This window comes from Rudanella lutea DSM 19387 (assembly GCF_000383955.1).
Classification (GTDB): domain Bacteria; phylum Bacteroidota; class Bacteroidia; order Cytophagales; family Spirosomataceae; genus Rudanella; species Rudanella lutea.
The window spans coordinates 2,631,231-2,643,896 of sequence record NZ_KB913013.1 but is presented as its reverse complement, the minus strand read 5'-3'; the positions used below and the strand labels follow the sequence as shown (position 1 = coordinate 2,643,896).

Sequence of the window (12,666 nt, the reverse complement as noted above, 5' to 3'; positions counted from 1 at the left end):
GCAGGGGGCTGTGTTCCCGCCATCACCCGGAACCTACAAACCCTAAACTATAGACTATTTTGCGTACGTTGCGTTTTTTCGTTCTTGGCTTATTTCTCTTGCCGGCAGTGGTGTTGCCTGCCCGGGCGCAGCAGCGGAATCGGCAGGCATTAGAGCGGGAAAAAAAGCAGAATCTGGAGCGAATGGCCGAAATTCGGTCGGTGTTGAAAAAGACCACGTCGGAGAAAGAAGTGACGTTGGGGCAACTGAAAGCGCTCAACCAGCAGATAAAGGCCCAAACCGAACAAATTGAACTGCTCAACGAAGACCTGCAACTGACCGATTCCGAAATTAGCGAACTCCGTCAGCAAAGTCAGAAGCTAACCGGCGACCTCACCCGGCTGAAAAAACAGTATGCCGAGATGATTGTCCGCGCCGACCGGCGTCGACAGCAGCTAAATCCGCTCGGTTTTCTATTTGCAGCCGACAACTTCAATCAGCTGATTGCCCGCTACCGGTATCTCAAGCAATATTCCAACGCCCGGCAGGGGCAGGTAAAACAAATTGAAGAGGTACAGGCTCAGATTAAGGGTAAGCAGGTAGCCACCGAACGCAAACGACGCCAGCAGAAAACCACGATTACCGCCAAAGTAAGCGAGTCGAAAAAGCTGGAGAACCTCAAAGGCGAGCAGGATAAGGTAGTCAAACAACTGAGCCAGAAAGAAAGTCAGCTCCGCGACGAACTGGCCGAGAGCCGCCGGTCAGTGGCGCGTCTGGAGAGTATGATCACCCGCATCATTGCGCGGGAGGCCCGCGAGCGAGCCGCTCGTGAAGCCCGCGAACGGGCCGAACGCGAACGATTGGCCCGGGTCGAAGCGGCCCGTAAAGCCGCCGAACGCAAGCGTGCCGAAGAGGCTGCCGCCAAAGAAAAGCCAACCGAAGATCGCCCGATTGCCAAAGCCGAACCTGAACCGGAGAAAGAGGTAGCCAAGGTCGACGTTCCCGAAAAAGCCGAGGTTGATACCCGCCGGGACAATAATCTCAACGATGCCGAAATGGCCCTTGCGTCGTCGTTTGCGGCTTCGCGTCGGCGGTTGCCGTGGCCGGTACAGCGCGGCTTTGTGTCGGATCGGTTTGGGGTGCACAAACACCCGGTGCTGGGCATCAATATCTCAAATCCGGGGATCGATATTCAGACCAATGCCGGAGAAACCGTGCGGTCGGTGTACGAAGGGGTAGTTATGAACGTCGAGTACGTGATGGGAAGTAACAACGTAGTAGCTATTCAGCACGGCGATTACTTCACTATTTACGCCAAGCTCAAAAGTGTGTCGGTACGGGTGGGGCAGCGGGTTAAAGCGCGCGAGCCAATCGGCGTGGTCGCTACCGACGCCAAAGGCATTTCAGAGCTTCAGTTTCAGGTCTGGAAAGAGTTTGCCAAAATGAACCCCGAAACCTGGCTGGCACCCCGGTAAACCTCACTACAATGTCCATTCACAACCCCGATATCAAACGCGTTACTACGCACACCATACAGGAACTGAAAAACCGTGGTGAAAAAATTACGGCACTCACGGCCTATGATTATTCCATGGCGCAGGTGGTCGATGCCGCCGGGGTCGAGATGATTCTGGTGGGCGATTCGGCCTCCAACGTTATGGCTGGGCACGAAACAACCCTGCCCATCACCCTCGACCAGATGATCTATCACGCTAGTTCGGTCGTGCGGGCCGTCAAGCGGGCGTTGGTGATTGTCGACTTGCCGTTCGGGTCGTATCAGGGCAATTCAGAAGAGGCTCTTCGGTCGGCGATTCGGATTATGAAAGAATCAGGAGCTCATGCCGTCAAACTCGAAGGTGGGCAGGAAATTCAGGAGTCGATTGTGCGGATTTTGAGCGCGGGCGTACCAGTTATGGGCCACCTGGGTCTTACCCCGCAGTCGATTTACAAGTTTGGAACCTACGCTGTGCGCGCCAAAGAAGACGCCGAAGCCGCCAAACTGATGGAAGACGCCCTGATGTTGCAGGAGGTGGGTTGCTTCGGGGTGGTCCTCGAAAAAATTCCGGCGGCCCTCACCCGGCAGGTGTCGCAGGCGCTTACCATTCCGACGATCGGGATTGGCGGTGGCCCCGACGCCGACGGGCAGATTCTGGTGTTGCACGATTTGTTGGGCATCACCAAAGAGTTTAAGCCCCGGTTTCTGCGTCGGTATGCCGACCTGAACACGGTGATGACCGAGGCCATCGCCCATTATGTGGACGATGTAAAGGCCAAAGACTTTCCGAACGAAAAAGAAGCCTACTGAGTTAGTGAATAATGCGTAATGACGAATGAACTCTTCGGGTGCGTTAGCTCCGTGTGTCATTACGCATCACGCATTTCGTATGATGAAAAAGAAACTGCCTCCTTATCAGGTCGTTTATGAAGATAACCACCTGCTCATTGTCAACAAGGAGCCGGGTATTCTGGTGCAAAGCGACCGCACCGGCGACGCATCGCTGGTCGAAATTCTGCGCGACTATATCAAGGAGAAATACAACAAGCCGGGCGATGTGTTTTTGCACCCGGTGCACCGACTCGACCGGCCGGTGAGTGGTTTAGTGGTGTTTGCCCGCACCTCGAAGGCGCTGGAGCGGATGATGGAGATTTTCCGGAAACGGCAGGTGCAGAAAACGTACTGGGCCGTGGTACGGCGCAAGCCCCCTGAGAAAAGCGGTAAACTGGTGAGTTGGCTGGTGAAAGACGAAGCCAAAAATCAGGTGACTACCTATACGCACGAAGTAGCTGGCTCGCAGCGGGCCGAACTAAACTACCGGGTACTGGGCAAAATCAATGAACACTATCTACTCGAAGTAGACCCGATTACGGGCCGCCCGCATCAGATTCGGGCGCAATTGGCCGAAATGGGCTGTCCTATTCGGGGCGATATTAAGTACGGTTATGACCGCCCTACGCCCGATAAGAAAATTTACCTGCACGCCCGTCGGCTTTACTTTCAGCACCCGGTTAAGAAAGAACCACTGATTTGCAAAGCGGGCCTGCCGCGTGATCCGTTCTGGGAGGAGTTTCTGGAACTGGATCAGGAAGAAATCAAAGACAAGAATATTGATTTCCTGTACGAGTAGGCGACCGAGTCGTTGATACATGCAAAAAGGCCCAGGCTGTACCAAGTGGTAAAAGCCTGGGCCTTTTGCGTACTGTATGATTCATGTCTTGTAAGTTTACTCCAGCGAAGTACTCGTTTCTGTCTGCTGCGAATCGGCAACATCGGTCATCATTTGGTTAAACACCCGCTCGGCCATGTTAACCGCACCTTGAATAGCTCCAAAAGCGAGACAGACGGGAAGAATAATGGGCAGGAAGAAAGCCCATTGAAACAGCATATACAAGCGAAACTTTCTCATCTTTAAGTTGAACCCTTTAATAATGGTTGAAATTACTCTCTCAGTTAGGATCAGAGAATAAAAAGAAGAAAATAGATCATAGATTATTCCTCTTTTTTGTTCTCATGATATTCAAAGTTAAACTTGATATTATACAATGACAAGTTCACGTCGGGATTTTTAATATAGCTTTTAGCTATTTATGTCCCTTAAACAACCCAGATGCGTAATTTTCAAACAGTAAGCCCTATTTCTCTGATTGGCCAATAGACTTAATGTTCACTTTTTAATCTAGATCTAACAGATGCCAAAATCGTTTGCCCGATTTTTTTACCTGCTTTTAGTTTTACTCTGTTCGGCTTTCACATGTTGCAAAAGCGAGGAGCAGAATCAGTCCCGAACCCAGGAGCCTTCCCGAAACTGGCAAGATCGGAGGGCTCGAAAAGCCGATGACCGATACAATAATTCCTTCGACAAATACCATGCCAGGGAACATAAAAAAGCAAAGGGACAACGTGATGAGTATCGCTCTTCGAAAGCGCAGACTGGGCGGATTCCCCAAAAAGCACTGGAGGTACTGGCTCATATCCGGCAGTATAACCGGGCGCCCGAAGGCTATGTGGGTGGTCGACGGTTTGGGAATTTTGAAGGGCATCTGCCCCGGCAAAGCCTGGAAGGCGGCCGAATTGACTACCGCGAATGGGACGTAAACCCGCGGGTAAACGGCCGGAACCGGGGTGCCGAACGACTCGTAACCAGCTCCGACGGACGAGCCTGGTACACCCGCGATCATTATAATACGTTTACCGAGATCAAGTAATACCTGTTTGTTTACAATGCGTTTATCCGTGCGGAGGCAGTATAGAGCAGCCCTGTGGACGTAGTTATGCAGACTTGGCCTGTTTCTAAAGGATAAACCCAAAACTTAAAACCCATACATGGCCTCAACGCCTAATATTTGGCTTAGCCGATCGGAAGACGACCTGGCCAAACGCTTCGGAAGCGACGATTATTTTATTGCCCATATTGATGGGAAGAAAGTGATTACACTGCGCCAGTTTTACGAAGAAATAGCCGATGTGCTGGAGTTTCCGGTTTCGGGTTATAATCTGGATGCCCTCAACGACTCCCTCAACGACCTGCAATGGCTCGAAGATGTAAAAATTGTGCTCTACATAACCGCTACTGACCTCTTTGTGAGCAAAGAGCGGGACCCCATCAAGCTGAGCAGTATTCTGCAAATATTTGATGCCACCGCCGAAGACTGGAAGTGGGTGGAAGACGACGAGCTGATGGAGCGCAAAGAGTTTTACGTGGTGCTTGAAGATAGCCCCCGGATTCGGGAGGTGCTTCAGCGCGACGAAATCGCCTTCGGTGAATTGTGAAAAACAATTAGCCCCTCTGATTGTGAAGGACTCACTTCACAATCAGGGGGGATACAGATATGGCGTTGGTTTCGAGTTTAATGATAAACCCAAAACGAGAAACGCTTAACTCGTTTTTAGTTGAGTCGCTCAAAAATACCGGCAACACCCTGGCCACCACCTACGCAGGCCGATACCATACCGTATTTCTGGTTGCGCTCGGCCATTTCGTTTAACAGTTGCACTGACAAACGGGCCCCGGTTGAGCCCAGGGCGTGACCAAGAGCAATGGCTCCGCCGTTGGGGTTGATAATTTCGGGGTTGAGATCGAGCTCTTTGATAACAGCCAGCGACTGAGCGGCAAATGCCTCGTTCAGTTCGATCTGATCAATATCGCTTTGCTGCAAACCGGCCTTCTGGAGGGCAATTGGGATAGCCGCCACCGGGCCAATGCCCATGATGCGCGGTTCTACACCCGCCGATGCGTACGATACCATCCGGCCCATCGGCTTCAGGTTCAACTCATTCACCAGCCGCTCTGACATGACAATCACAAAAGCCGCTCCGTCGGAGGTTTGCGACGAGTTACCGGCCGTAACCGATCCGCCAGCCGCAAATACCGGCTTCAGGCGGGCGAGCCCTTCGGCGCTTGTGTCGGCGCGGGGGCCTTCGTCTTTGTTTACCGTCCACTCACGGGTTTTCTTCTTGCCACTGTTGGCGTCGAAGTAGGTTTCTTTTACCGCAATCGGCACAATTTGCTTATCGAACCGGCCCGCAGCCTGAGCCGCCAATGCCTTCTGATGCGATGCGTAGGCAAACTGATCCTGCTCGTCGCGGCTAATGTTGAACTGCTGCGCTACCTGCTCAGCCGTAAGCCCCATGCCAATGTAGTAATCCGGATTTTTCTGGGCAATGTCGTAATTGAGAGCCGTTTTCCAGCCCATTACCGGCACCAACGACATCGACTCGGTTCCTCCGGCAATAATACAGTCGGCCAGGCCGGCGTGAATTTTAGCCGAAGCAATAGCAATAGCCTCCAGACCCGAGCCACAGTACCGGTTGATGGTTAAACCCGGCACTGTTTTGGGCAGCGAAAGCAGGGCAATGTACCGGGCAATCTGCATGCCTTGCTCCGCTTCGGGTACGGCATTACCCACAATCAAATCTTCTACGCGGGCGGGGTCGAGTTGCGGCACCTGCGCCAGCAAATGCTTGATGACCTCGGCCGCCATATCGTCGGGGCGAGTAAGACGAAGGCCACCGCGCGGAGCTTTACCAACAGCGGTACGGTAGCCAGCAACAACGTATGCGTCCATGTATATGGGGTTTTTAGAATGTCAATAAAATAGATCCGGCGGGCGAATGGCTATACCTAAAACCAATTTTCTGCCGGAATAATTACAGACAAATATAAGATGTTATGCACGCATACTATTAAGGCTGGGTAAAAACTTTTCGGCATAGTGCCGAATTTGGGCTGGGGTCAGCTCGGGTTCCTGCGCTACCCGACCGAGGCATGATAGGCCTGTAATGCCTAAAATGACCGATTCGGAGGCCTGTACGGTCGGTCCGCTGAAGATCAGCCCCAGGATAGGAATGTTGCGCGCGCGCAGGGCTTCAACCGAAAGCAGCGTATGATTTATGCTGCCGAGGTAGTTTCGTGAGACCAATACAACGGGTAACTGTTGCTGCTGCACCCAGTCGATGTTGAGTTGCTGATGATTGAGCGGTACCATGAGCCCGCCCGCCAGTTCGATTACGAGGTGATTGTCGGTTTGGGGTACTACAATCTGTTCCAGTTCGATACGCACCCCGTCGATGTCGGCTGCTGCATGGGGTGATAAGGGCTCGCGCAGGCGATACGCTTCGGGGTGAAAGCGCGAGCGGGTGTTGCTGATTAAACTCCGGACGGTTTCGGTATCGGAGTCTTCGAGGGCACCCGACTGCACAGGTTTCCAGTAGTCGGCCTGTAACGCTTCGACCAGAACGGCCGAAATAACCGTTTTTCCAATTTCAGTGCCGATACCGGCTACAACAATTTTCATAGTACTATGGTAGTTGATGATTTGCGAAAAATAAGAGGGTTGCTCAACAGCAAACGGGAGTAGGATAAATTTCTTTGACCGCCCGGCGGTCAGAAAAGAAACATGTCCTATACCCCAGCAAACTGTAAACTAACCGGGTGTCAGTGAATCGAGCAGGTGCGTGATCTGATCTTCGGTGTTGAAACTATGCAGACAAATGCGCAACCGTTCCTGTCCAACCGGTACCGTGGGGCTCAGAATAGCCCGCACATCGAACCCGGCCTGCTGGGCGCGGTTGGCAACCAGTCGGCACGCTTCGTTGCCTTCTACCAGTAAGCACTGAATGGGGGAGGGGCTATCTGTCCAGCGGGAATGAGGTAGCTTCAGGGCGGCCTGTTGCCGAAATAGCCCGATGCATTCATGCAGGGACCGACGCTCGGCCTGTGCCTGCGCCACCTGCTCGTGCGCGCACCCGATAGCCAGCAGACTGTGGGGTGGCAGGGCCGTGGTGTAAATAAACGACCGTGCCGTATTAATCAGGTAATCGCGAAGCAGCCGGGGGCCAACTACAGCCGCTCCGTGTACGCCAAGCCCTTTGCCAAAGGTATGCACGCGGGCCAGTACCCGCGCCGACAAACCCAATTCTGCTACGCGCCCGGCTCCCGTTGGGCCGTAAACGCCCGTCGCGTGGGCTTCGTCGACAATCAGATGGGCTTCGTACTGCTCGCAGAGGGCCACCAGTTGTGGCAAAGGGGCCAGGTCGCCATCCATCGAGTACACCGACTCAACGGCCACAAAAACCTGTTGGGTAGCCGGGGTTTGCGCCCGCGCATGCCGAAGCAATTCGTCCAGATGGTTCAGGTCGTTGTGCCGAAACCGGTGGCGTGTAGCATACGAGAGCCGCGCTCCGTCGATCATGCTGGCGTGAATCAGCTCGTCGGTAATGAGTACATCGTCGCGACTGGGCAGAGCCGAAAGCAGGCCAAGGTTAGCGTCGTAACCGGAATTGAAAATAAGGGCGCTTTCGGTTTGGTAGTATGTGGCCAGTTGGGTTTCTACGGCCTCGGCCAGCAGGGTGTGCCCGGCCAGTAGCCGCGAGCCCGTGGCCCCGTTGGCTAAATCGGGCGACTGCCCTTCGGCTTTACAGATCGCTTCCCGTAGCGTAGCCGAGCGCGCCATCCCGAGGTAATCGTTGGAGCAAAAGTCGATCAGGCCGCTATTGGGGCGCAGGGTTCGCAGGAGCCCGGCCTGTTGACGCTGGCCCAATCGGGCATCCAGAAAAGCGAGTTTGTCGTGCATGGAGGGACAAAAATAGGCACGATGTGAACGGGCTCGGCACTCAGTTTGAGTTTCGGGCTCGATTTGCTGGCGAAGTCGGTCCTTTTTCGTTTTTTCGCTCTGTAAATATCCATTCAGCTACGCCTATGCGCCTTACCCTGCTTCTGCTTCTTTTGGTCTCGCCCGTCTGGGCTCAGTGGACTCTTCAATCCGTCGGAACAACGGCAAGTTTTCGGGCGGTTAGTGCCGTGAGCGAGCAGGTCGTTTGGGTGGGTGGGTCGGGCGGTACGTTTCTGCGGACCACCGACGGGGGCCAAACCTGGCATACCGGACGGGTACCCAGTGCCGAAGCGTGCGATTTTCGTGATGTTGAGGGCATCGACGCCCAAACGGCGGTTCTGATGAGTGCTGGCCCGGCTGAGCAGGGACAGGCGCGTTTTTACCGGACTACCGATGGCGGCAAGACCTGGACACTGACCTACCAGACCAGCCAGCCGGGTGTGTTTTTCGACGGTATGGCTTTTTGGAATACCCGGCGGGGAATCGCCTTCAGCGACCCTGTTGCGGGGAAGTACGTGCTGCTTCAGACGAGCAATGGGGGGCTATCGTGGCAACCGATAACGGCTCCGCAGGGGATGACCGTAAATCAGGGCGAAGCGGCCTTTGCCGCCAGCGGTAGTAGCATTGCCGTACACGGCAGCCGGCACGTCTGGATTGGGTCGGGTGGTGTGGGCGGTGGGCGCGTTTTCCGCTCAGTCGACGGTGGACAATCGTGGGCTGTAGCCGCAACGGGCCTCCCCGCCGATTCGAGCCGGGGCGTGTTTGGAGTCTATTTCAAAAACGAACGCGAGGGTATGGTTGTCGGGGGCGATTACCGCAACGAAAAAAAGCCCGGTCTCAACGTGGCTCTTACCCGCGATGGTGGCCAAACCTGGGCCGTAAGCTCGACCGGCCCGGCGGGCGGGCTGAAAGAAGGGGTGATCCGGTTGGCAAACGGCCATTGGGTGCTGGTAGGCCCATCGGGCACGAACCTCTCGACGGATGAGGGTAAAACCTGGCAGCTTCTCGACACGGAAGCCTTCCACGCCCTCTCGTGCCGGGGCAACACCTGCTGGGCGGTTGGGGCCAACGGGCGCGTGGGTCGGCGTACATTTTAGGGATGATTTTTCGTTATCTAACCAAAACGAAATCATCACTCTTTTTGTGGCTATGCGGATGCTTCCTTGGTTGGTAGTAGGGTTGGTTAGTGCCGGAAAACTGTTGGCCTCCCCCTCGTCTCACACCCCTCATTCAGACCACCCCTCCTTTACCTGCAACTATACCGGTGCCCGGGCTCCGCAGGTAGTTTGCGATCAGCTCATCAGCCGCTCCAACGGACACGCCGAGCGTGTAGTCGACCGAATTCTGAAGCCGATTGGGCTCATGCGGAACTTCAAGATTATGGAGTGTACCAATACGCAAAACTGCTTTGCGACGGTGTTACAGGGGCAACGATTCATTATTTACGACGGTGCGTTTATGCAGCGCATCGAAACCGTGACCGACACCGACTGGTCGGCCATTAGTATTATGGCCCACGAAATCGGGCATCATTTGCAGGGGCATACTATTGACGGTAAGGGCGGGCAACCCCAGAAAGAAATCGAAGCCGACAGGTTTTCGGGCTTTGTGCTGCATCAGCTTGGAGCCTCGCTCGAAGACTCGTATGCGGCTATCCGTGCGCTGGGTAGTGAGCACCCAACCCCTACGCACCCGGCGCGGGCGGCCCGCATGGAGGCTATTCGGAAAGGTTGGCTCGAAGCCGAAGAACTGTATCCGAGACTTACGGGTTCACACGCCCTGAACCGGCCTTCTGAGCCGAAGGCCAGCCGACCAGTGGCGCAGCGTCCGGTGGCTGCACCAACAACCAACGCGCCCTCTGTAGCAACCCGTAACCCCGATGCCTCGGCCCCGGCGGTTCGGCCTGCCCTCGCCAAACCGGCCGCGTCGGCCGCGAGTCGAGTGGGTTGTTTGTCGGGCAATTGCCAGAATGGGTTTGGCGTTTTTGTCAGCACCACGCGCGAGAAATACGTGGGCGAGTTTGCCGAGCGGGCCCGGCATGGACAAGGCATTGAGTATTATCCCGATGGAAAAATAAAATACAAAGGTGCCTTTGCCGAGGGCGAACGGGCTGGTTTCGGTACATACTATTTCCGCAACGGCGACCGCTACGTGGGGCAGTTTTCCGATAGTGCCCCCAATGGCAAAGGCACGTACTATTTCTCGGATGGCGACCGGTTTGTGGGCTTGTTTCGCGACGGGAAACGCAACGGTTTTGGTGTGCTGTATAATGCCGATGGTCGCCGGCAGGAGTCGGGTGAGTACGAAGATGATGAGTTGACCGACTGACGGGGTGGTTAAAACGCCATCCCTTCCTGCTTATAGGGGCGAACGTCATTATTGACTCAGCCATGTTTTTACGCCCTATATCGACCTTTGTTTGTTTGCTGATTGCTGCCCAATCTCTGCTGGCGCAAACCGATTCAACCGGACTCATTGCCCCCGGTGCGACCCTCCAGAAAGTATCGGGGCAGTTTGCCTTTACCGAAGGCCCGGCCGTCGATAAAAAAGGAAACATCTATTTTACTGACCAGCCTAACGACAAAATCTGGCTGTACGATACCGAGGGTAAGCTGTCGATGTTTATGGATAAAGCCGGGCGCTCCAACGGCCTGTACATCGACCGGAAGGGCAATATTCTGTCGTGTGCCGACGAGAAAAACGAGCTTTGGCGTATCCACCCCAAAACCAAAAAAGTAGAGGTACTGCTTACCGACTATGAGGGCAAAAAGCACAACGGCCCCAATGACCTTTGGCCCGACCGAAAAGGGGGCATCTATTTCACCGACCCGTTTTATCCGCGCCCGTGGTGGAGTCACAAGACGCCTTTTCTGACGGCTCAAAACGTGTATTACCTGCCCAAAGGAGCCAAACAGGCCATTCTTGTCGCCACCGATCTGAAACAACCCAACGGGATTGTGGGTACGCCCGACGGCCGCTACCTGTACGTGGCCGACATCCGCGATAGCAAAACGTATAAGTACACCATCAACCCCGACGGTACGCTCTCTGATCGGCAACTCTTTGCCGCGCAGGGGTCTGACGGAATCACGCTCGATAAGCGCGGCAATCTGTACCTGACCGGGCGCGGAGTTACCGTGTACGACCCTTCTGGCAAAAAACTAACCAATATTCCGGTACCAGCTGGCTGGACGGCCAACGTTTGTTTTGGGGGCAAAGACCGCAAAACACTCTTCATTACCGCGTCGGAATCAGTATTTGTCTTGCCAATGCAAGTGCAGGGAGTGGAGTGACAATGAACAACGAACAATGAACAACGAACAGTGAACAGTTGCTCGTTATAGCTACTTGTTCGTTGTTCACTGTTGGTTGTTCACTGTTAAATAATCGGGTGGCGCTTGAACTCTTTGGTGCGATCGAAGAGGAAGCGATAGGTAATGTGCCGTTTGCCCACGACGCCCCCAAGCATTTTAGAGAACCGGATCATCTTCACGTTGAAGTCGCCAATCCAGTTTAGTTCGAGGTCTTTGTACGGATGTTGGCTGTTCCAGCCGACCCGCGTAGGGTATGACAAGGCAATGGCCGACTCGACACCTTTGCCCTGAAACTCCGGGATAACCCCGAAAATGACGCCAAAGGCTTTGCGCGTTGTCCGAAACGTCTTGTGGTACAGGAATTTTAGCTTGCCCCACAAGTTCATTTTGCCGTTCACGTATTTGAAGTACTGGTTCAGCTCAGGGAGCATCACAAAAAAAGCCACCGGTTGCTTTTCGGGGCCGTGGTATCCAAACCAAACGAGGGTTTCGTCCATAACAGGCTTCATCTGCTTCATCAGCTTCAGAGCCTTTTCGTTACTCATGTCGGGCGTACCCAGAATTTTTGTCCAGGCCTTGTTATAAATCGTAGCAAAATCACCGGCAAACTTCTCGAGCTGATTTTTGCGGATATGCTCAAACGAAAAAGCCGGATCGTTCAGGATTCGGTCGGCCCGGTCGAGTACGGCTGGGTTCATACCGGCCAGTACGCGGTCTTTTTCGATGGGTAGAAAAAACGTGTGCTGCTCGAAGTACGTCTGGAAGCCGTATTGCTCAAAAAACGGCACATAATAGGGTTTGGTGTACGGCATACCGTAGTTGGGCTCGTACTGAAATCCCTCCACCAACAAGCCCCACCAGCGGTCGCGGTCGCCGAAATTGATCGGGCCGTCCATGGCCTCCATCCCGCGCCCGGCGAGCCAGTTCCGGCAGGTGTCGAACAGCAGAAAGGCAGCCTGCTGATTGTCGATACACTCAAAAAAACCCATGCCCCCCGTAGGCTGATCGTTTTTCTTATCGTTAACCGTCTTGTGGTTGATAAAGGCCGCCACCCGCCCGATGGTCTGCTGCCGGTCATCGAGCAGGAGCCAGCGGATGCACTCGCCCTGCTCAAAAAGCTTGTTTTTGGTCGGGTCGAAAACGTTCTCGATATCAGCGTCTAATGGCCGAATCCAGTGCGTGTCGTTTTGATAGAGCCGAACGGGAAACTGAATAAACTCGGATCGGTGAGCGGGGGAGGTTACTTCGATTACGTGCATAGGGC

General features: G+C 54.3%; 13 protein-coding genes. 8 read left to right on the top strand and 5 right to left on the bottom strand.

Annotation, left to right across the window (positions count from 1 at the left end; genetic code table 11):
• Nucleotides 1-59 precede the first annotated feature (59 nt).
• From RUDLU_RS0110895 to RUDLU_RS0110885, 3 genes are all read left to right on the top strand, one after another.
• Nucleotides 60-1,454: a peptidoglycan DD-metalloendopeptidase family protein gene (locus RUDLU_RS0110895; protein WP_019988415.1), complete on the top strand. Its 1,395-nt coding sequence runs from the start codon at nt 60-62 to the stop codon at nt 1,452-1,454.
• A gap of 11 nt (nt 1,455-1,465) precedes the next feature.
• Nucleotides 1,466-2,284 carry a 3-methyl-2-oxobutanoate hydroxymethyltransferase gene (gene panB / locus RUDLU_RS0110890; protein WP_019988414.1) on the top strand — a complete coding sequence of 273 codons (819 nt, stop codon included), beginning with the start codon at nt 1,466-1,468 and terminating at the stop codon, nt 2,282-2,284.
• 82 nt (nt 2,285-2,366) lie between these two features.
• Nucleotides 2,367-3,104: an RluA family pseudouridine synthase gene (locus RUDLU_RS0110885; RefSeq protein WP_027302957.1), complete on the top strand. Its 738-nt coding sequence runs from the start codon at nt 2,367-2,369 to the stop codon at nt 3,102-3,104.
• Between the two features lie 96 nt (nt 3,105-3,200).
• Here the strand turns inward: RUDLU_RS0110885 and RUDLU_RS29675 are convergent, their stop codons facing one another.
• Entirely contained in the window at nt 3,201-3,383 is a 183-nt protein-coding gene (locus tag RUDLU_RS29675; RefSeq protein WP_044129413.1) for a hypothetical protein, read from the bottom strand.
• A 283-nt stretch (nt 3,384-3,666) separates the two neighbouring features.
• On the opposite strand from RUDLU_RS29675, the gene RUDLU_RS0110875 reads away from it, so the two are divergent.
• Together RUDLU_RS0110875 and RUDLU_RS0110870 are read left to right on the top strand one after the other, a co-directional pair.
• A complete protein-coding gene (locus RUDLU_RS0110875) occupies nt 3,667-4,182 on the top strand; it encodes a guanyl-specific ribonuclease (RefSeq protein ID WP_019988411.1) in 516 nt (171 codons plus the stop codon).
• 118 nt (nt 4,183-4,300) lie between these two features.
• The gene (locus RUDLU_RS0110870) at nt 4,301-4,747 is read left to right on the top strand and encodes a barstar family protein (protein ID WP_019988410.1); all 447 of its coding nucleotides are present in this window, start codon (nt 4,301-4,303) and stop codon (nt 4,745-4,747) included.
• Nucleotides 4,748-4,863: 116 nt separating this feature from the next.
• On the opposite strand, the gene RUDLU_RS0110865 is transcribed toward RUDLU_RS0110870, so the two are convergent.
• The 3 genes from RUDLU_RS0110865 to RUDLU_RS0110855 all read right to left on the bottom strand — a co-directional run bounded on the left by RUDLU_RS0110865 (nt 4,864) and on the right by RUDLU_RS0110855 (nt 8,049).
• Nucleotides 4,864-6,042, bottom strand: coding sequence for an acetyl-CoA C-acyltransferase (locus RUDLU_RS0110865; RefSeq protein WP_019988409.1), 1,179 nt, complete (start codon nt 6,040-6,042; stop codon nt 4,864-4,866).
• Nucleotides 6,043-6,144: 102 nt separating this feature from the next.
• The gene (bioD, locus tag RUDLU_RS0110860) at nt 6,145-6,771 is read right to left on the bottom strand and encodes a dethiobiotin synthase (protein ID WP_019988408.1); all 627 of its coding nucleotides are present in this window, start codon (nt 6,769-6,771) and stop codon (nt 6,145-6,147) included.
• A 129-nt stretch (nt 6,772-6,900) separates the two neighbouring features.
• A complete protein-coding gene (locus RUDLU_RS0110855) occupies nt 6,901-8,049 on the bottom strand; it encodes an aminotransferase class I/II-fold pyridoxal phosphate-dependent enzyme (RefSeq protein ID WP_019988407.1) in 1,149 nt (382 codons plus the stop codon).
• Nucleotides 8,050-8,174: 125 nt separating this feature from the next.
• On the opposite strand from RUDLU_RS0110855, the gene RUDLU_RS0110850 reads away from it, so the two are divergent.
• From RUDLU_RS0110850 to RUDLU_RS0110840, 3 genes are all read left to right on the top strand, one after another.
• Complete coding sequence (locus RUDLU_RS0110850; protein ID WP_027302956.1) at nt 8,175-9,185, top strand: WD40/YVTN/BNR-like repeat-containing protein; 1,011 nt, start codon at nt 8,175-8,177, stop codon at nt 9,183-9,185.
• Nucleotides 9,186-9,237: 52 nt separating this feature from the next.
• On the top strand, nt 9,238-10,416 hold the full coding sequence (locus RUDLU_RS0110845) for a hypothetical protein (protein ID WP_019988405.1): 1,179 nt from the start codon (nt 9,238-9,240) through the stop codon (nt 10,414-10,416).
• A 62-nt stretch (nt 10,417-10,478) separates the two neighbouring features.
• Complete coding sequence (locus RUDLU_RS0110840; RefSeq protein ID WP_019988404.1) at nt 10,479-11,381, top strand: SMP-30/gluconolactonase/LRE family protein; 903 nt, start codon at nt 10,479-10,481, stop codon at nt 11,379-11,381.
• 86 nt (nt 11,382-11,467) lie between these two features.
• On the opposite strand, the gene RUDLU_RS0110835 is transcribed toward RUDLU_RS0110840, so the two are convergent.
• Nucleotides 11,468-12,661: a hypothetical protein gene (locus RUDLU_RS0110835; protein ID WP_019988403.1), complete on the bottom strand. Its 1,194-nt coding sequence runs from the start codon at nt 12,659-12,661 to the stop codon at nt 11,468-11,470.
• Nucleotides 12,662-12,666: the final 5 nt, after the last annotated feature.

Coding starts and splice junctions, on each gene's coding strand:
- panB (WP_019988414.1), top strand. CDS start 1,466: ATGTCCATTCACAACCCCGATATCAAACGCGTTACTACGCACACCATA.
- RUDLU_RS0110885 (WP_027302957.1), top strand. CDS start 2,367: ATGAAAAAGAAACTGCCTCCTTATCAGGTCGTTTATGAAGATAACCAC.
- RUDLU_RS29675 (WP_044129413.1), bottom strand. CDS start 3,383: ATGAGAAAGTTTCGCTTGTATATGCTGTTTCAATGGGCTTTCTTCCTG.
- RUDLU_RS0110875 (WP_019988411.1), top strand. CDS start 3,667: ATGCCAAAATCGTTTGCCCGATTTTTTTACCTGCTTTTAGTTTTACTC.
- RUDLU_RS0110870 (WP_019988410.1), top strand. CDS start 4,301: ATGGCCTCAACGCCTAATATTTGGCTTAGCCGATCGGAAGACGACCTG.
- RUDLU_RS0110865 (WP_019988409.1), bottom strand. CDS start 6,042: ATGGACGCATACGTTGTTGCTGGCTACCGTACCGCTGTTGGTAAAGCT.
- bioD (WP_019988408.1), bottom strand. CDS start 6,771: ATGAAAATTGTTGTAGCCGGTATCGGCACTGAAATTGGAAAAACGGTT.
- RUDLU_RS0110855 (WP_019988407.1), bottom strand. CDS start 8,049: ATGCACGACAAACTCGCTTTTCTGGATGCCCGATTGGGCCAGCGTCAA.
- RUDLU_RS0110850 (WP_027302956.1), top strand. CDS start 8,175: ATGCGCCTTACCCTGCTTCTGCTTCTTTTGGTCTCGCCCGTCTGGGCT.
- RUDLU_RS0110845 (WP_019988405.1), top strand. CDS start 9,238: ATGCGGATGCTTCCTTGGTTGGTAGTAGGGTTGGTTAGTGCCGGAAAA.
- RUDLU_RS0110840 (WP_019988404.1), top strand. CDS start 10,479: ATGTTTTTACGCCCTATATCGACCTTTGTTTGTTTGCTGATTGCTGCC.
- RUDLU_RS0110835 (WP_019988403.1), bottom strand. CDS start 12,661: ATGCACGTAATCGAAGTAACCTCCCCCGCTCACCGATCCGAGTTTATT.